This window comes from Telluria sp. Soil_C_11, assembly GCF_057657395.1.
On record NZ_JBDGIN010000004.1, the window covers coordinates 200,258 to 217,478 of the forward strand.

18 protein-coding genes are annotated in these 17,221 nt (G+C 62.3%); 16 read left to right on the plus strand and 2 right to left on the minus strand.

Annotated features, from left to right (window positions below):
- Positions 1–26: 26 nt before the first annotated feature.
- The 3 genes from AC3A6M_RS08930 to AC3A6M_RS08940 are packed head-to-tail and all read left to right on the plus strand — an operon-like array spanning position 27 to position 2,761.
- A complete protein-coding gene (locus AC3A6M_RS08930; RefSeq protein ID WP_487852369.1) occupies positions 27–911 on the plus strand; it encodes a branched-chain amino acid ABC transporter permease in 885 nt (294 codons plus the stop codon).
- A gap of 1 nt (position 912) precedes the next feature.
- Positions 913–1,896 (plus strand): branched-chain amino acid ABC transporter permease, encoded by a 984-nt coding sequence (locus AC3A6M_RS08935; RefSeq protein ID WP_487852370.1) that lies wholly within the window; start codon positions 913–915, stop codon positions 1,894–1,896.
- A gap of 25 nt (positions 1,897–1,921) precedes the next feature.
- The gene (locus AC3A6M_RS08940; RefSeq protein ID WP_487852371.1) at positions 1,922–2,761 is read left to right on the plus strand and encodes an alpha/beta fold hydrolase; all 840 of its coding nucleotides are present in this window, start codon (positions 1,922–1,924) and stop codon (positions 2,759–2,761) included.
- 615 nt (positions 2,762–3,376) lie between these two features.
- Here the strand turns inward: AC3A6M_RS08940 and AC3A6M_RS08945 are convergent.
- Both AC3A6M_RS08945 and AC3A6M_RS08950 read right to left on the minus strand, forming a co-directional pair.
- A complete protein-coding gene (locus AC3A6M_RS08945) occupies positions 3,377–3,613 on the minus strand; it encodes a hypothetical protein (protein WP_487852372.1) in 237 nt (78 codons plus the stop codon).
- A gap of 97 nt (positions 3,614–3,710) precedes the next feature.
- The gene (locus AC3A6M_RS08950) at positions 3,711–4,868 is read right to left on the minus strand and encodes an iron-containing alcohol dehydrogenase (RefSeq protein WP_487852610.1); all 1,158 of its coding nucleotides are present in this window, start codon (positions 4,866–4,868) and stop codon (positions 3,711–3,713) included.
- A gap of 110 nt (positions 4,869–4,978) precedes the next feature.
- Between AC3A6M_RS08950 and AC3A6M_RS08955 the strand changes: the two genes are divergently transcribed.
- The 13 genes from AC3A6M_RS08955 (at position 4,979) to atpD (ending at position 17,221) form a co-directional block, all read left to right on the plus strand.
- Positions 4,979–5,749 carry a sulfite exporter TauE/SafE family protein gene (locus AC3A6M_RS08955; protein ID WP_487852373.1) on the plus strand — a complete coding sequence of 257 codons (771 nt, stop codon included), beginning with the start codon at positions 4,979–4,981 and terminating at the stop codon, positions 5,747–5,749.
- Between the two features lie 177 nt (positions 5,750–5,926).
- On the plus strand, positions 5,927–7,861 hold the full coding sequence (mnmG, locus tag AC3A6M_RS08960; protein WP_487852374.1) for a tRNA uridine-5-carboxymethylaminomethyl(34) synthesis enzyme MnmG: 1,935 nt from the start codon (positions 5,927–5,929) through the stop codon (positions 7,859–7,861).
- A complete protein-coding gene (rsmG, locus tag AC3A6M_RS08965; protein WP_487852375.1) occupies positions 7,858–8,520 on the plus strand; it encodes a 16S rRNA (guanine(527)-N(7))-methyltransferase RsmG in 663 nt (220 codons plus the stop codon). Before mnmG ends, rsmG begins: the two co-directional genes overlap by 4 nt.
- Before the next feature lie 87 nt (positions 8,521–8,607).
- Positions 8,608–9,378, plus strand: a complete 771-nt coding sequence (locus tag AC3A6M_RS08970) for a ParA family protein (RefSeq protein WP_487852376.1) — start codon at positions 8,608–8,610, stop codon at positions 9,376–9,378.
- 29 nt (positions 9,379–9,407) lie between these two features.
- Positions 9,408–10,289 carry a ParB/RepB/Spo0J family partition protein gene (locus AC3A6M_RS08975; RefSeq protein ID WP_487852377.1) on the plus strand — a complete coding sequence of 294 codons (882 nt, stop codon included), beginning with the start codon at positions 9,408–9,410 and terminating at the stop codon, positions 10,287–10,289.
- A gap of 329 nt (positions 10,290–10,618) precedes the next feature.
- Positions 10,619–10,963, plus strand: a complete 345-nt coding sequence (locus AC3A6M_RS08980) for an ATP synthase subunit I (protein ID WP_487852378.1) — start codon at positions 10,619–10,621, stop codon at positions 10,961–10,963.
- Entirely contained in the window at positions 10,960–11,799 is an 840-nt protein-coding gene (gene atpB, locus AC3A6M_RS08985; protein ID WP_487852379.1) for a F0F1 ATP synthase subunit A, read from the plus strand. Before AC3A6M_RS08980 ends, atpB begins: the two co-directional genes overlap by 4 nt.
- A gap of 89 nt (positions 11,800–11,888) precedes the next feature.
- The gene (gene atpE, locus AC3A6M_RS08990; RefSeq protein ID WP_477259566.1) at positions 11,889–12,131 is read left to right on the plus strand and encodes a F0F1 ATP synthase subunit C; all 243 of its coding nucleotides are present in this window, start codon (positions 11,889–11,891) and stop codon (positions 12,129–12,131) included.
- 74 nt (positions 12,132–12,205) lie between these two features.
- Positions 12,206–12,676, plus strand: a complete 471-nt coding sequence (locus AC3A6M_RS08995) for a F0F1 ATP synthase subunit B (protein WP_487852380.1) — start codon at positions 12,206–12,208, stop codon at positions 12,674–12,676.
- 2 nt (positions 12,677–12,678) lie between these two features.
- Positions 12,679–13,212, plus strand: coding sequence for a F0F1 ATP synthase subunit delta (locus AC3A6M_RS09000; protein WP_487852381.1), 534 nt, complete (start codon positions 12,679–12,681; stop codon positions 13,210–13,212).
- A gap of 71 nt (positions 13,213–13,283) precedes the next feature.
- Positions 13,284–14,819 (plus strand): F0F1 ATP synthase subunit alpha, encoded by a 1,536-nt coding sequence (atpA, locus tag AC3A6M_RS09005; RefSeq protein ID WP_487852382.1) that lies wholly within the window; start codon positions 13,284–13,286, stop codon positions 14,817–14,819.
- A 62-nt stretch (positions 14,820–14,881) separates the two neighbouring features.
- Positions 14,882–15,763, plus strand: a complete 882-nt coding sequence (gene atpG, locus AC3A6M_RS09010) for a F0F1 ATP synthase subunit gamma (protein WP_487852383.1) — start codon at positions 14,882–14,884, stop codon at positions 15,761–15,763.
- Positions 15,764–15,817: 54 nt separating this feature from the next.
- Complete coding sequence (atpD, locus tag AC3A6M_RS09015; RefSeq protein ID WP_487852384.1) at positions 15,818–17,221, plus strand: F0F1 ATP synthase subunit beta; 1,404 nt, start codon at positions 15,818–15,820, stop codon at positions 17,219–17,221.

Sequence of the window (17,221 nt, forward strand, 5' to 3'; positions counted from 1 at the left end):
CGCCTGAATCTTCAGCCTGAGCCTTTATGGAAATTTTCGGCGTCCCCCTGCAAGCCATGATGAGCCAGCTCCTCCTGGGACTGGTCAACGGCTCCTTCTATGCGATGCTGTCGCTGGGCCTGGCCGTGATCTTCGGCCTGCTCAACGTCATCAATTTCTCGCATGGTGCGCTGTACATGATGGGCGCCTTCGCCGCCTTCATCGGCGTGACTTCCTTCGGCCTGAATTACTGGATGATGCTGGTGCTGGCGCCGCTGCTGGTCGGCGTGTTCGGCATCCTGGTCGAGAAGTCGATGCTGCGCTGGCTGTACAAGCTGGACCACCTGTACGGCCTGCTGCTGACCTTCGGCATCACCCTGCTGCTGGAAGGCGTGTTCCGCTCCTTTTATGGCGTGTCCGGGCAGACCCTGGACGTGCCGGAAGCGCTGTCGGGCGCTACCGACCTCGGCTTCATGATCCTGCCGAACTACCGGGCATGGGTCGTGGCGGCTTCGCTGACGGTCTGCCTGGCGACATGGTTCGTGATCGAGAAGACCCGGCTCGGCGCCTACCTGCGCGCCGGCACCGAGAACCCGAAGCTGGTCGAAGCCTTCGGCGTCAACGTGCCGCTGATGGTCACCCTGACCTATGGCTTCGGCGTCGCCCTGGCGGGCTTTGCCGGGGTGCTGGCGGCGCCCGTCATCAACGTCACGCCGCTGATGGGTTCGAACCTGATCATCGTCGTGTTCGCGGTCGTCGTGATCGGCGGCATGGGCTCCATCCTCGGTTCCATCGTCACCGGCCTCGGCCTCGGCGTGATCGAGGGCCTGACCCGGGTGTATTACCCGGAAGCGTCGGAAGTGGTGGTGTTCGTCGTGATGGTCATCGTCCTGCTGCTGCGCCCGGCAGGCCTGTTCGGCAAAGAGAAGTGATATGAATCGAAAAATCGCCTACACCATCGCCCTGCTGGCGGCCCTGGCCGCTCCCTTCGTCGGCTACCCGGTGTTCCTGATGAAGCTGCTGTGCTTCGGCCTGTTCGCCTGCGCCTTCAACCTGCTGATCGGCTACACGGGCCTGCTGTCCTTCGGCCACGCCGCGTTCTTCGGCGGCGCCGGCTACGTTGCCGGCTATGCGCTGACGACGCTGGGCCTGCCGTTCGAAGCCGGCATCGTGCTCGGCGTGCTGGCCGCCAGCGCCATCGGCCTCGTGATGGGCCTGCTGGCGATCCGCCGCCAGGGCATCTATTTTTCGATGATCACGCTGGCGCTGGCCCAGATGGTGTACTTCGGCGCCCTGCGCGCCCCGTTCACGCATGGCGAAGATGGCTTGCAGGGTATTCCCCGCGGCAAACTGCTGGGCGTGCTCGACCTCGGCAACGATCTCGTCATGTACTACGTCGTGCTGGCGCTCTTCATTGCCGGCTTCGCGCTGATCGTGCGGATCATCCATTCGCCTTTCGGCCAGGTGCTCAAGGCGGTCAAGGAAAACGAGCCACGCGCCATTTCCCTGGGCTATGACGTGGACAAGATCAAGTTGCTGGCCTTCGTGCTCTCGAGCGCCCTGGCGGGCCTTGCAGGGGCCACCAAGGCCATCGTGCTGGGTTTCGAGACCCTGACCGACGTGCACTGGACCATGTCCGGCCTCGTCATCCTGATGACCCTGGTGGGCGGCATGGGCACGCTGGCCGGGCCGGTGCTGGGCGCCTTCCTGATCGTCGCCCTGGAGAACAAGCTCGGCGACGTAGGGAACTTCCTCGCCGGAGTGACGCATGTAGAATGGTTCTCGTCCCTGGGCGAATCGGTGGGCATCGTCACCGGGTTGATCTTCGTCATCTGCGTGCTGCTGTTCCGGCGCGGCATCGTCGGCGAGATCCTGGCGGCTTTCGATGCGGCCAGACGCAGGAGTAAACCGGCTTAGAAAAGCTTCAGCAAAGGAGGTGGCTGTGATCGACGAATCCCTCACGGTAAATGCGAACGGCATCCACATCCACGCCACCACGACCGGGCAGGGGCCAGTCATCCTGCTCCTGCACGGTTTTCCCGACACCCACATCGTCTGGCGCAAGCAGGTGCCAGTGCTGGCCAGCGCCGGTTTCCGCGTGCTGGCGCCCGACCTGCGCGGCTACGGCCGCACCGATGCCCCGCCAGGCATCCTCGACTACACGCTCGACAAGCTGCGCGGCGACGTGCTGGGCCTGCTCGACGCCCTGAACATCGACAAGGTACACCTGGTCGGCCACGACTGGGGCGCCCTGATCGGCTGGCAACTGGCCGCGCTGGTGCCCGAGCGCATCGAGCGCTTCGCCGCACTGTCGACCGGCCACCCATCGGCGATCGCCCACGCCGGCATCCTGCAGCACCTGCGCTTGGCCTATGTGCCGATGTTCTGCATGCCCGGCATTGCCGAGACCATGCTGCGCGCGGCCGACTGGTTCGCGCTGCGCCAGTTCACCAGCGAACCGGGCCAGTTCGAATTCTGGAAGCGCGATCTCGAACCGCCGGGACGCCTGACGGCGGCCCTGAATTACTACCGCGCCAATCTCAAGCTGGCCCTGCCGGCGCCGACCCCGCGCGTCAAGGTACCGGTAATGGGGATCTGGAGCGATGGCGACCCGGCCCTGGGCGAAAAGCAGATGCGCGATTCGGCCCATTACGTGGACGGGGAATTCCGCTTCGAGCGGATCCACGACGCCGACCACTGGCTGCAGCTGACGGCGCATGAGAAGGTGAATGCGCTGCTGCTGGATTTTTTTGCGGCGAAGAGGCCGCAGAGCAGCTTTTGAGTTGGTGGCCCGTGCGGGGGAGGAGGTGGGTTGGTAACCGAGAGCGACTAAGACAAGCTCTTTCTACGGCGTTTTCAGGCCATTGCTGACGTTCGACCTGTGATCCTGTTCCGCAGCTCCTTCGCAGATCTGCCTGTTTTTATCCCACCTACCGCCGCGATCCAGGCAGCTGTCTATCCGCATCTCGCCCCGCAACCACAGGCCAAGAACAACCAGTAACGCAAGCAGAAACGTCCAAAGCAGGAGCTTTTTTATTTTCATATTGGCCGCCGGCGATGGGTGGCAGGAGTCCGCTTCTGGACCCAGAACGGACTTTGATCAGGTTGAGTGAATCTACTTGTTTGGGACGTAAAACGCCCAGACACCGTTCGAGACTTCGGAAGCTGCGAAGCTGGTATCTGACCCTTCAATGCGGTACACAGGCATCTCGTGGCGCTGTGATGCATACGAAGGGTGGGGCAAAACCACTCTCGCCCCGCTGTCTGCCCATGGATAGCGCCATGGATTCAGGCCATTTATTTCGACTTCATGGCCTTCGAGGCCAATAGAAATGACCTTCCACTCTAAGATTTGATGGTTCACGGTAACGGAAGCCAAAATCCGGTGACGTGCTTACTAGCGATTTTCCGGATGCGTACGCCGTTCCGGAGGATCACCCTCTTCAAAGCCGGCCACAAACAGCATGAGCAAGTCGCTCGCAACCTTCTCATGCCCCGCTTCCAGCAAGTTATTCGCGATCTTCGTCAGCTCGACCGGGCTGGCCTTATCGTTCGTATGATCGATCGCACGTCTCGTCACCTTGCCAAGTTCGAACGCCAACTCGGCAATCATGGTTTTTCCTGGGTCGCTCATGCCACATCCTTTCATTTTGCGCGTGGTTGTCGCGCTAACGGCTGCCTTGGCCAAACCTGGCCATTCGGCTCAGCATAGCAGGTTGCCGTCGGGCGCCCTAAAGCGCCGCCGCATAAATCGCCCGCGCATCCGCCCGCGTCAGCTCGCGCGGATTATTCCCCAGCAGCCTGGTCTGCAGCATGGCCTCGTCGGCCAGGCGGTCCAGGTCGCGTTCCGTGATGCCAACCTGCTGCAAGGTTGTCTCGACACCGGTGATCTTGGCGATCTGCTGCATCGCAACAATCAACGCCTGGGCCCGCGCTTCCTCGCTGCCGCTGGCGTGCGGCACGACGATCCCGGCCAGTTCCGCATAGTGGCCGGTTGCTTCAGGTAAATTGAAACGCAACACATGCGGTAGCACGAGCGAATTCGACAGGCCATGTGCCACATGGAAAATGCCGCCGATCGGATAGGCAAGGGCGTGCACGGCGGCCACCGGGGCATTCGAAAAGGCTTGTCCGGCCAGGCAGGCACCCAGCAGCATGGCTTGTCTCGCGTCGAGGTCGTGGCCGTTTTCGCAGGCCTTGACGAGGTTGGTCGACAGCAAGGACAGCGCCTGGCGCGCCAGCATGTCCGATAGCGGATTCTTCTTATGACGGCTGGTATAGGCTTCGATCGCATGCACCATCGCATCGATACCGGTCGCGGCGGTCACGACCGGCGGCAAGCCCAGGGTCAGGTTGGCGTCCAGCAGGGCCAGGTCGGCGTAGAGCTGGGGCGACACGACGCCCATCTTGGTGGTCTCGCCGGTGGTGACGATGGCGATGTTCGTGACTTCGGAGCCGGTGCCGGCCGTGGTCGGGATCTGGACCAGCGGCAGGCGTTTTCCCGTAACCTTGCCGATGCCGTACATCTCGGCCAGCGGCTGCGCGCTGCCGGCCAGCACCGCGACCAGCTTGGCCACGTCCATCGAACTGCCGCCGCCCAGGCCGATTACCAGCTCCGACCGCTGCTGGCGCGCGAACCCGGCCGCGGCCTCGACCACGGCTTCCGGCGGATCTGCCATCACGTCCGAATAAGTGTCGACCTGCATGCCCTGGCGTTCGAGGCTGGCGCGCGGCGTCTCGACCAGTCCGGTGCGCAGGAAGCCCGGATCGGTCACGATCAGCACCCGCTGGATGCCCGGGAAGCGCTCGGCGACCAGCTGCCCGAGCCGCAGCGCTGCGCCGGGTTCGGACACGATGCTGGAAACCGTGGTGAAACTGAATGCGGGGATGGCGCTCATCGTCTTCGTCTCCTTCGGGTTCTGTGTTTTCTCAAGCTTACACCAGCTCGATACTTTCCTTCCCGTACAATATCGGTTTCCCCCGTTTGTGCCTTCGTCCCATGCTTGATTTCGTCGTCCTGGCCTGCGCGGCCTTTCTTGCCGGTCTGGTTGATGCTGTCGTGGGAGGGGGAGGGTTGATCCAGATTCCGGCGATCTTTGCCGTGTTCCCGAAAGAAGTGCCGGCGACCCTGCTGGGGACCAACAAGCTGGCGTCGATGTGCGGCACGACCGTCGCCGCGGTGAAGTATGCGCGCCGGGTGCAGGTGGCATGGAGCACGGCGGCGCCGGCTGCCATCGCCGCCTTCGCGCTGGCCTTCGTCGGCGCCTGGACCGTGACCCGTGTGCCGGGCGACTTCGTGCGCAGCCTGCTGCCGCTGATCCTGCTGGCGGTCGCGGTCTACACTTTCAAGAAGAAGGATTTTGGTTCGGTGCACGCGCCGGTGCACAGCGGCATGACGGAACGCCTGCTGGCGACTGGCGTCGGCGCCGCGATTGGCTTTTATGACGGCTTCTTCGGTCCGGGCACCGGCAGCTTCCTGATCTTCATGTTCGTACGCTTCTTCGGCTTCGACTTCCTCGGTGCATCGGCGGCGGCCAAGATCGTCAACGTGGCCTGCAACGTGTCGGCACTGATCTGGTTCGGCTACAGCGGCCACCTGATCTGGAAGCTGGCGGCGCTGATGGCGATCTGCCAGGTCGGCGGCTCGCTGATCGGTACCCGGCTGGCGCTCAAGCACGGCAGCGGTTTCGTGCGCAAGCTGTTCCTGGTCGTGGTCTCCTTGTTGATTGTAAAGACGGCTTACGATTCGTTCACAAAGCTGGGGTGGTGATGTTTCACGTGAAACAGCCGAGCGTGAGCTGGTTCGGCTGATTCAAGTTCAGACTCTCCGTGGAGCCGCAATGGTTCCACGTGAAACAATTTTCTGTCGTTTTCAGACCTCAACTGAAGCCGCACAGAAAAAAGAATCTATAATCCCAGCTTAACTCTCCTCGCAGTACATTCCATCATGTTATTTCCGACAGAATTCGACGTGATCGTCGTTGGCGGCGGCCATGCCGGCACCGAAGCGGCTCTCGCGTCCGCACGCATGGGGCAGAAGACCCTATTGCTTACTCACAACATCGAGACCCTTGGTGCGATGTCCTGCAACCCGTCGATCGGCGGCATCGGCAAGGGCCACCTGGTCAAGGAAGTCGACGCCATGGGCGGCGCGATGGCGATCGCCACCGACGAGGCCGGCATCCAGTTCCGCATCCTGAACTCGTCCAAGGGCCCGGCCGTGCGCGCGACCCGCGCCCAGGCCGACCGCGTCCTGTACAAGGCGGCGATCCGTTCGCGCCTGGAAAACCAGCCGAACCTGTGGCTATTCCAGCAGTCGGTCGACGACCTGATGGTCGAAGGCGATCGCGTGGTTGGCGCCGTGACCCAGATCGGCCTGCAGTTCCGTGCGCGCGCGGTGGTGCTCACGGCCGGTACTTTCCTCGACGGGAAGATCCACGTCGGCCTGCAGAATTACACGGCCGGCCGTGCCGGCGACCCGGCGGCAGTATCGCTGTCGGCGCGTCTGAAAGAGCTGAAGCTGCCGCAAGGCCGCCTGAAAACCGGCACGCCGCCGCGCATCGACGGCCGCAGCATCGATTTCTCCGCCATGAGCGAGCAACCGGGCGACCTCGATCCGGTGCCGGTGTTCTCGACCATGGGCAATGCTTCCATGCACCCGAAGCAGGTGCCGTGCTGGGTCACGCACACGAATGCGCAGACGCACGAGATCATCCGTAATGGTCTCGACCGCAGCCCGATGTACACCGGCGTGATCGAAGGCGTCGGCCCGCGCTACTGCCCGTCGATCGAGGACAAGATCCACCGCTTCGCCTCGAAGGAATCGCACCAGATCTTCCTCGAGCCGGAAGGCCTGACCACCAACGAGTTCTATCCGAACGGGATCTCGACCAGCCTGCCGTTCGACGTGCAGCTGGCCCTGGTGCGCTCGATGCGCGGCCTGGAAAACGCCTTCATCCTGCGTCCCGGCTATGCGATCGAATACGATTATTTCGATCCGCGCGGCCTGAAAGCCTCGCTGGAAACCAAGGCGATCAATGGCCTGTTCTTCGCTGGCCAGATCAACGGCACCACCGGTTACGAAGAAGCGGCGGCGCAGGGCATGCTCGCCGGTATCAATGCCGCGCTGCAGACGCAGGGCAAGGAAGCCTGGACGCCGGGCCGCTCGGAAGCCTACCTCGGCGTGCTGGTCGACGACCTCACGACCCAGGGCGTGGCCGAGCCCTATCGCATGTTCACCAGCCGTGCGGAATATCGCCTGTCGCTGCGCGAAGACAATGCGGACATGCGCCTGACCGAGATCGGCCGCAAGCTGGGCGTGGTCGGCGATGCGCAGTGGGAAGCTTTCGAGCGCAAGCGCGAAGCCGTGGCCCTGGAGCTGGAACGCCTGCGTTCGACCTGGGTCAACCCGCGCATCCTGGCGGCTGCCGAATCCGAACGCGTGATCGGCCAGGCCATCGAACGCGAGTACAACTTGGCCGACCTGCTGCGCCGTCCGGGCGTCGAGTACGACAAGCTGATGAGCCTGCAGGGCAATGAAGGCCAGCTGCTGGCCGGTCCGGGCGTGGCAGATCCGGCCGTCAAGGAACAGGTCGAGATCCAGTTGAAGTATTCGGGCTACATCGACCGCCAGGCGCGCGAAGTCGAGCGCCACGACTATTACGAGAACCTGAAACTGCCGGAAAACCTGAACTACCTGGAGATCACGGCGCTGTCGATCGAAGTGCGCCAGAAGCTCGACAAGCAGCGTCCGGAAACCCTGGGCCAGGCTTCGCGCATCTCCGGCGTGACCCCGGCGGCCATTTCCCTGCTGCTGGTGCACCTGAAAAAGCGCGGCGCCAAGGGCTTTACCAATGCACCGACGGAGGAAGCGGCTGAATGAAGAATTTCGACCGCAACACCCTGTCCCAGGTGCTGGCCGAGGGAATCGGCGACATGGGGCTCGCCGTGAGCCCGATGCAGCAGGAAAAGCTGATGGATTACCTGGCCCTGATGTTCAAGTGGAATTCCGTCTACAACCTGACCTCGCTGCGCGACCCGATGCAGATGGTGACCCACCATCTGCTCGATTCGCTGGCCGCGGTGCCGGCGTTCGCAGACGCGACCAACGTGCTGGACGTGGGTTCCGGCGGTGGCCTGCCCGGCATCGTGCTGGCCATCGTGCGCCCGGACATGAAAGTGTCGATGATCGACACCGTGCACAAGAAAACCGCCTTTCTCACGCAAGTGAAGGCGCAGCTGGGCCTGGCCAACGTCACCATCTACACCATGAAGGTGCAGGAACTGGCGGTGAGCGACAAATTCGACGTCATCACCTCGCGTGCGTTTGCCGACCTGTCGGATTTCGTCAACTGGTCTTCGCACCTGCTGGCGGAGGGTGGGCGCTACATCGCATTGAAAGGGGTGGCGCCGGAGGATGAGCGGCAGAGGCTGCCGGCCGAATGGAAGGTGGCGAAAGTGGAGCCCCTGCAGGTGCCCAGGCTGGGGGCGGAACGCCACCTGGTGCACATCGAGAAGATGCGCGAGCAGGCAACAGGGTAAACGATATAAACAGTTTATACCGTAATACCAAGTAAATCGTATAAATCGTTTTAATGGTATTAACGGTATGACTTTTCGAAGGCATACATGGCGAAAATTTTTTGCGTAGCAAATCAGAAGGGCGGGGTCGGCAAGACCACCACCAGCGTCAACCTGTCCGCCGGACTGGCAAAGCTGAACCAGCGCGTGCTGCTGGTCGACCTGGACCCGCAGGGCAACGCCACCATGGGCGCAGGGATCAACAAGGCCGGGCTGGAGTCGTCGATCTACCAGGTGCTGCTCGGCGAGGCCGACGTGGCCAGCAGCCGCATGCGCAGCGAAGCGGGGCGCTTCGACGTGCTGCCGGCGAACCGCGAGCTGGCCGGCGCCGAAGTCGAGATGGTGGAGCTGGACAACCGTGAGCGCCGCCTGAAGGACGCCCTCGCCAAGGTCGATGCCGATTACGACTTCATCCTGATCGACTGCCCGCCGGCGCTGTCGATGCTGACCCTGAACGGCCTGGTGTGCGCGCACGGCGTGATCATCCCGATGCAGTGCGAGTACTACGCGCTGGAAGGCCTGTCCGACCTGGTCAACACGATCAAGAAGGTGCACGCCAACCTGAACCACGACCTGCGCATCATCGGCCTGCTGCGCGTGATGTTCGATCCGCGCATGACCTTGTCGCAGCAGGTCTCGGCCCAGCTCGAGCAGCACTTCGGCGACAAGGTGTTCAAGACCATCATCCCGCGCAACGTGCGCCTGGCCGAAGCGCCGTCCTACGGCATCCCCGGCGTCGTGTTCGATCCTTCGTCGAAGGGGGCGCAGGCGTATATCGCTTTCGGCGCCGAGATGGTCGAACGCATCAAGACCATGTAATCAACATAAAACAACGACAGTCCAACACCATGGCAACCAAAAAACTGAAAGGCCTCGGCCGCGGCCTCGACGCCCTGCTCGGCGGAGACGCCCACGACACCCCGGCCACGCCCGCCGGCAGCCCGTCCACCCTGCCGGTCACCCGCATCCAGGCCGGCAAGTACCAGCCGCGCACCCGCATGGACGACGGTTCGCTGTCCGAGCTGGCCGCGTCCATCAAGAGCCAGGGCATCATGCAGCCGGTGCTGGTGCGCCCGATCGAAGGGGGAGGGGACGTCGGCTACGAGATCATCGCCGGCGAACGCCGCTTCCGCGCCGCCCAGCTGGCCGGCCTGGAAGAGATCCCGGTGCTGGTGCGCGAGGTCGACGACCAGAACGCGGCCGCGATGGCCCTGATCGAGAACATCCAGCGCGAAGACCTGAACCCGCTCGAAGAAGCGCAGGGCATCGCGCGCCTGATCTCGGAATTCGACTTCACCCACGAACAGGCGGCGAATGCGGTCGGCCGCTCGCGCAGCGCCGTCTCCAACCTGCTGCGCCTGGTGAACCTGGCCCAGCCGGTGCAGACGATGCTGATGGCGGGGGATATCGACATGGGCCATGCGCGCGCCCTGCTGGCGGTCGACGCCGCCAGCCAGATCGCGCTGGCCAGCCACGTCATCGCGAAACGCCTGTCGGTGCGCGAGACCGAGAAGCTGGTCGCCCGCACCCTCGAAGAGCAGAACGCGCCGCCGGCCGCGCCGCGCCAGAAGGAAAAGTCGGGCGACATCGCGCGCCTCGAGGAAGAACTGTCGGACCGCCTCGCCACCCCGGTCGTGTTCAAGATGGGGCCGAAGGGCAAGGGCCAGATGATCATCGACTTCGCCGACCTCGACATCCTCGAAAGCGTGCTGGCGCGCCTGCGCGCCTGACCCCTGTAGCATCTTTTCCACACTGTGGGCAAGTTAACACTTGTCCACAATTGTTACTTTTGCACCCCGCCGGCCGGGCCCGCGCCCAGCCATATGCATGACTTGTACCCTTGCTGGATCACATGTCCATGTCGTCAATACGCTGAATTTGGTAGGAAATTTAACATTTTCGACCCAAAATCCTTTGTAGTTTTTACATCGGATTTGCATGGTTATAAGGACGGAAGAGTTTGACTACGACCTTCATAAACACTTATAATCCCGCTGATTCATGTAATTACCATACCGTAACTCGGTTCCACCACGGCTAGCGCGAAAGAACAAAAACAATGCTGCGCTTGGTCTCCCTGCAAACGATGGCAACACTTGTGGCCGGCGTGATCGCCGGACTGCTCGGGGGGTGGTCTGCGATGTTTTCGGCGGTACTTGGCGGGCTGTGTTGTGTCGTTCCCAACGGTGTCATGGCGGTGCGCTTGTTCGCCAGTGCGCAAAAGCCGGGCGGCGCGAATCCTGCCACATTTTTCATCTGGGAATTTGTAAAGATTGCTTTAACGCTGGCGCTGCTGTTCGTAACGGCGCGGCTTTACCACGATCTGAACTGGCTGGCACTGTTGTGCGGGTTCATCGTGGCGCTGAAAAGTTACATCATCTTACTATTTAGGCATTCACAATGACGAGTCAAACGGTAGAAACCGCCGCGGAGCACGCGCCAACCGCCGGCGAATACATCCAGCACCATCTGCACCACCTGACCGCCGGCCACCAGAGTTTCGTGGTCGACTTCCACGTGTGGAACCTCGACACCATCTTCTGGTCGATCTTCGCCGGCGTCCTCGGCTGCCTGATCATGTGGCTGGCTGCACGCCGCGCCACCTCGGGCGTGCCGGGCCGCTTCCAGGCGTTCGTCGAAATGATCGTCGAGATGGTCGAAGACCAGTCGAAATCCATCATCCACGGCGACCGCAGCTTCATCGCTCCGCTGGCCCTGACCGTGTTCATCTGGGTTGCGCTGATGAACTCGCTGGACTTCCTGCCGGTCGACCTGTTCTCGTCGCTGTTCCGCGTGCTGGGCGTCGAGCACCTGTTCCCGACCCACCGCGTGGTCCCGACCGCCGACCTGAACGGCACCATGGGCATCGCCCTGGGCGTGCTGGCCGTGGTCCTGTACTACAACCTGAAGGTCAAGGGCGTGGGCGGCTGGGTGCACGAACTGTTCGCCGCACCGTTCGGCATCTGGATGGCGCCGTTCAACCTGCTCCTGAACATCATCGAATACGCAGCACGTACCGTGTCGCTCGGCATGCGACTCTTCGGCAACATGTACGCCGGCGAGCTGCTGTTCCTGTTGATCGCTCTGCTTGGCTCCATGGCCACCGCCTTCGGCTTCATCGGCCATGTGGTTGCCGGCTCGATCTGGGCGATCTTCCACATCCTGATCGTTGTCCTGCAGGCATTCATCTTCATGATGCTGACGCTGGTCTACATCGGTCAGGCCCACGAGAGCCACTGACCGACGCGATCGCAAGAACGAACAAGATAGTGGTAGTAAAGAAGTTGTAATTTTTCTAGTTTTTTAAATTAACTTTTGGAGTAAATCTCATGACTGACGTTTCTTTCGTTGCACTGGCTTGCGGTCTGATCATTGGCCTGGGTGCTATTGGCGCATGTATCGGTATCGCTCTGATGGGCGGTAAATACCTCGAAGCTTCGGCACGTCAGCCTGAACTGATGAACACCCTGCAGACCAAGATGTTCCTGCTGGCTGGTCTGATCGACGCGGCATTCCTGATCGGTGTTGGTATCGCAATGCTGTTCGCATTCGCCAATCCGTTCCACGGCTAATCGAAACACCATTCGGTTCTGAATAGCCGAACCTTTCCCGGTTCGGCATCCGTTTTTGTGAGAAGGAATTTACCGTGAACTTGAACGCAACCTTGTTTGCCCAGTTCGTGGTCTTCTTCATCCTGGTGTTCTTCACGATGAAATTCGTGTGGCCGCCGCTGATGAAAGCGCTCGACGAGCGCGCCCAGAGGATCGCGAATGGGCTGGCCGCAGCTGACCGCGGCAAGGCAGAAATGGCCGCCGCCGAAAAACGCATCGCCGCCGAACTGGCCTCCACCCGCGAAGAAAGCGCCAAGCGCATCGCCGACGCCGAAAAGCGTGCCGCAGCAATCATCGAAGAAGCCAAGCAGACCGCCGCTGTCGAAGCTGCACGCATCATCGAAGGCGCCAAGGCCGACGCCGAGCAGCAAGTGACCCGCGCGCGCGAAGAACTGCGCGGCCAGGTGGCTGCCCTCGCGGTTGCCGGTGCCGAGCAGATCCTCAAGCGCGAAGTGAACGCAGCGGCCCACGCCGACCTGCTGAACCGCCTGGCAACCGAGCTCTGATCATGGCTGAGCTCGCAACCGTCGCCCGTCCTTACGCCGAAGCGCTGTTCCGTGTCGCCCAGAACGGCGACATGGCAGCCTGGTCCGGCATCGTCTCGGAACTGGCCCTGATCGGCGCCAATCCGGACGTGCAGGCTTTTGCCGGCAATCCGAACGTCACGCACGCACAGCTGGCCGATACGATTGCGTCGCTGGTCAAGTCGCCCCTGAACCCGGAGGCGAAGAACTTCATCGCGATGCTGGCCGAAAACGGCCGCGTTGCGCTGCTGCCGGAAATCGGCGCCCAGTTCACCGTGCTGAAGAACGCCCTGGCAGGTGCCGCCGACGCAACCATCTACAGCGCCTTCGACCTGTCGGCCGACCAGCTGAACTCGGTGGTCGCCACGCTGGAAAAGAAATTTGGCCGCAAGCTGAACCCCACGGTCGAAGTCGACCCGTCGCTGATCGGTGGTGTGCGCGTGGTCGTCGGTGACGAAGTGCTGGATACCTCGGTCCGCGCGAAACTGCAGCAGATGCAGAACGCGCTGGTGGCCTGAGGATCTTTGCACCGTCTACCGCGTCCAAGCCCTTGCCCTACGCATCAAGAAACTATTAGGAGTTAGCACTCATGCAACTTAATTCGTCTGAAATCAGCGAACTGATCAAGAGCCGCATCCAGGGCCTCGAAGGTTCGGCTGATGTTCGTAACCAAGGCACGGTGATCTCCGTCGCCGACGGTATCTGCCGCATCCATGGTCTGTCGGACGTGATGCAGGGCGAGATGCTGGAATTCCCGGGTAACACCTTCGGTCTGGCGATGAACCTCGAGCGCGACTCGGTCGGCGCCGTGATCCTGGGTGCTTACGAGCACATCTCCGAAGGCGACACCGTCAAGACCACCGGCCGCATCCTGGAAGTCCCGGTCGGTCCGGAACTGCGTGGCCGCGTCGTCAACGCACTGGGCCAGCCGATCGACGGCAAGGGTCCGGTCAACGCCACCCTGACCGCCCCGATCGAAAAGATCGCCCCGGGCGTGATCGCGCGTGAATCCGTCTCGCAGCCGATGCAGACCGGTATCAAGTCGATCGACGCGATGGTGCCGATCGGCCGTGGCCAGCGCGAGCTGATCATCGGCGACCGCCAGACCGGTAAATCGGCTGTCGCAGTCGACGCGATCATCAACCAGAAGGGTCAGAACATGACCTGCGTGTACGTGGCGATCGGCCAGAAGGCCTCGACCATCAAGAACATCGTGCGCTCGCTGGAAGAGCATGGCGCGATGGAGTACACCATCGTCGTGGCCGCTTCCGCTTCGGAATCGGCAGCCATGCAGTACATCTCGGCCTACTCGGGCTGCGCGATGGGCGAATACTTCCGCGACCGCGGCGAAGACGCGCTGATCGTCTATGATGACCTGTCGAAGCAGGCAGTCGCCTACCGCCAGATCTCGCTGCTGCTGCGCCGTCCGCCGGGCCGCGAAGCCTACCCGGGCGACGTGTTCTACCTGCACAGCCGCCTGCTGGAGCGCGCAGCGCGCGTGAACGCCGACTACGTGTCCGCCTTCACCAACGGCGCCGTGACCGGCAAGACCGGTTCGCTGACCGCACTGCCGATCATCGAAACCCAGGCTGGCGACGTCTCGGCTTTCGTGCCGACCAACGTGATCTCGATTACCGACGGCCAGATCTTCCTGGAGACCTCGCTGTTCAACGCCGGTATCCGTCCGGCGATCAACGCAGGTATCTCGGTGTCGCGCGTCGGTGGCGCAGCCCAGACCAAGGTCATCAAGGGCCTGTCCGGCGGTATCCGTACCGACCTGGCGCAGTACCGTGAACTGGCTGCGTTCGCGCAGTTCGCATCGGACCTGGACGAGTCGACCCGCAAGCAGCTGGACCGCGGTGCGCGCGTGACCGAACTGCTGAAGCAGAAGCAGTATTCGCCGCTGCCGATCTCCCTGATGGCCGCATCGCTGTTCGCCGTCAACAAGGGCTATTTCGACGATATCGAAGTCAAGCGCGTGCTGGATTTCGAAGCCGGCCTGCACAACTTCCTGAAGTCCAGCCACGGCGCCCTGCTGTCGAAGATCGACGAGACCAAGGCCCTGGACAAGGACGGCGAAGCAGCGCTGGCCGCCGCCATCGCCGACTTCAAGAAGTCGTTCTAAGCGCGGCTATCTGATGGAATGCGGGACCGGGGCGACCCGGTCCCTATAAGGAGTAAGGGCTCATGGCAGCAGGCAAAGAGATACGTGGCAAGATCAAGAGCGTAGAAAATACGAAGAAGATCACCAAGGCGATGGAAATGGTCGCCGCTTCCAAGATGCGCAAAGCGCAGGACCGGATGCGCGCCGCCCGTCCCTACAGCGAGAAGGTCCGCAACATCACGGCCAACCTCGCCACTGCGAACCCGGAGTACACCCACGCGTTCATGGCGCATGCCAAGGACACGAAAGCGAAAGCCGTCGGCTTCATCGTCGTCACGACCGACAAGGGTCTGTGCGGCGGCATGAACACCAACGTGCTGCGCCAGGTGACGCAGAAGACCCGCGAGCTGGAAGCCGCGGGCAATCGCATTGAAGTCGTTGCAATCGGCAACAAAGGTCTGGGCTTCCTGAACCGCATCGGCGTGAAGGTCGTTTCGAGTGTCACGCAAATCGGCGACACCCCGCACCTGGACAAGCTGATCGGCCCGATCAAGGTCATGCTCGACGCTTACCAGGATGGTCAGCTGGACGCGGTGTACCTGTGCTACACCAAGTTCATCAACACCATGCGCCAGGAACCGGTGGTCGAGCAGCTGCTCCCGCTGCCGGCCGGGCACCTGAAGGCGGACGAAGGCGGCCACTCGTGGGACTACATCTACGAGCCGGACGCGCAAGTCGTCATCGACGAGCTGCTGATGCGCTACGTCGAAGCGCTGATCTACCAGTCGGTGGCCGAGAACCTGGCATCCGAGCAGTCGGCGCGCATGGTGGCGATGAAGGCCGCAACCGACAACGCGGGCAACGTCATCGGCGAGCTGAAGCTGGTCTACAACAAGACCCGCCAGGCAGCGATTACGAAAGAACTCTCGGAGATCGTGTCCGGCGCGGCTGCAATCAGCAGCTAAGCGACGCAAGCGACCTCTCGTAACGAAATTAAAACTATATCTGAAGGAACGAACATGGCTGATGGCAAAATCGTTCAGTGTATCGGCGCCGTGGTTGACGTGGAATTCCCGCGTAACGCAATGCCGAAGGTGTACGACGCACTGAAAATGGAAGGCTCCGAACTGACCCTGGAAGTGCAGCAGCAGCTGGGTGACGGCATCGTCCGTACCATTGCGCTGGGCAGCTCGGAAGGCCTGCGTCGCGGCATGACCATTCAAAACACCGGCAACCCGATCATGGTGCCGGTCGGTCCGGCAACCCTGGGCCGCATCATGGACGTGCTGGGCAACCCGATCGACGAGCGTGGCCCGGTCAACGCCGACCGCACCGCATCGATCCACCGCACCGCTCCGGTCTACGACGAGCTGTCGCCGTCGCAGGACCTGCTGGAAACCGGCATCAAGGTGATCGACCTGGTCTGCCCGTTCGCCAAAGGCGGTAAGGTCGGCCTGTTCGGCGGCGCCGGCGTCGGCAAGACCGTGAACATGATGGAACTGATCAACAACATCGCCAAGGCGCACTCGGGTCTGTCCGTGTTCGCCGGCGTGGGTGAGCGTACCCGTGAAGGTAACGACTTCTACCACGAGATGGCCGATGCGAAGGTCGTTGACCTGGACAACCTGGGCAACTCGAAGGTCGCGATGGTCTACGGCCAGATGAACGAACCGCCGGGCAACCGCCTGCGCGTCGCGCTGACCGGCCTGACCATGGCCGAAGCCTTCCGTGACGAGGGCAAGGACGTTCTGTTCTTCGTCGACAATATCTACCGCTACACCCTGGCCGGTACCGAAGTGTCGGCACTGCTGGGCCGTATGCCGTCGGCAGTGGGCTACCAGCCGACCCTGGCCGAAGAGATGGGCCGCCTGCAGGAGCGCATCACCTCGACCAAGACCGGTTCGATCACCTCGATCCAGGCCGTGTACGTCCCTGCGGACGACTTGACCGACCCGTCGCCGGCAACCACCTTCGCCCACCTGGACTCGACCGTCGTTCTGTCGCGTGACATCGCTTCGCTGGGTATCTACCCGGCAGTGGACCCGCTGGACTCGACCTCGCGCCAGCTGGACCCGCTGGTCGTCGGTGAAGAGCACTACGCCACCGCGCGCGCCGTGCAGGGCACCCTGCAGCGCTACAAGGAACTGCGCGACATCATCGCGATCCTGGGCATGGACGAACTGGCGCCGGAAGACAAGCTGGTCGTGGCACGCGCCCGCAAGATGCAGCGTTTCCTGTCGCAGCCGTTCCACGTCGCTGAAGTGTTCACCGGCGCACCGGGCAAGTACGTTTCGCTGAAAGACACGATCAAGGGCTTCAAGATGATCGCATCGGGCGAACTGGACCACCTGCCGGAGCAGGCGTTCTACATGGTCGGCACCATCGAAGAAGCGATCGAGAAGGCCAAGAAGCTGGCTGCTTAA

Bases quoted from the DNA above. Each gene is read 5' to 3' on its own strand.
- AC3A6M_RS08935 (WP_487852370.1), top strand. From the start codon at position 913: ATGAATCGAAAAATCGCCTACACCATCGCCCTGCTGGCGGCCCTGGCC.
- atpG (WP_487852383.1), top strand. From the start codon at position 14,882: ATGGCAGCAGGCAAAGAGATACGTGGCAAGATCAAGAGCGTAGAAAAT.
- AC3A6M_RS08970 (WP_487852376.1), top strand. From the start codon at position 8,608: ATGGCGAAAATTTTTTGCGTAGCAAATCAGAAGGGCGGGGTCGGCAAG.
- atpE (WP_477259566.1), top strand. From the start codon at position 11,889: ATGACTGACGTTTCTTTCGTTGCACTGGCTTGCGGTCTGATCATTGGC.
- AC3A6M_RS08945 (WP_487852372.1), bottom strand. From the start codon at position 3,613: ATGAGCGACCCAGGAAAAACCATGATTGCCGAGTTGGCGTTCGAACTT.
- AC3A6M_RS08955 (WP_487852373.1), top strand. From the start codon at position 4,979: ATGCTTGATTTCGTCGTCCTGGCCTGCGCGGCCTTTCTTGCCGGTCTG.
- atpB (WP_487852379.1), top strand. From the start codon at position 10,960: ATGACGAGTCAAACGGTAGAAACCGCCGCGGAGCACGCGCCAACCGCC.
- atpD (WP_487852384.1), top strand. From the start codon at position 15,818: ATGGCTGATGGCAAAATCGTTCAGTGTATCGGCGCCGTGGTTGACGTG.
- atpA (WP_487852382.1), top strand. From the start codon at position 13,284: ATGCAACTTAATTCGTCTGAAATCAGCGAACTGATCAAGAGCCGCATC.
- mnmG (WP_487852374.1), top strand. From the start codon at position 5,927: ATGTTATTTCCGACAGAATTCGACGTGATCGTCGTTGGCGGCGGCCAT.
- AC3A6M_RS08930 (WP_487852369.1), top strand. From the start codon at position 27: ATGGAAATTTTCGGCGTCCCCCTGCAAGCCATGATGAGCCAGCTCCTC.
- AC3A6M_RS08980 (WP_487852378.1), top strand. From the start codon at position 10,619: ATGCTGCGCTTGGTCTCCCTGCAAACGATGGCAACACTTGTGGCCGGC.
- AC3A6M_RS09000 (WP_487852381.1), top strand. From the start codon at position 12,679: ATGGCTGAGCTCGCAACCGTCGCCCGTCCTTACGCCGAAGCGCTGTTC.
- AC3A6M_RS08975 (WP_487852377.1), top strand. From the start codon at position 9,408: ATGGCAACCAAAAAACTGAAAGGCCTCGGCCGCGGCCTCGACGCCCTG.
- rsmG (WP_487852375.1), top strand. From the start codon at position 7,858: ATGAAGAATTTCGACCGCAACACCCTGTCCCAGGTGCTGGCCGAGGGA.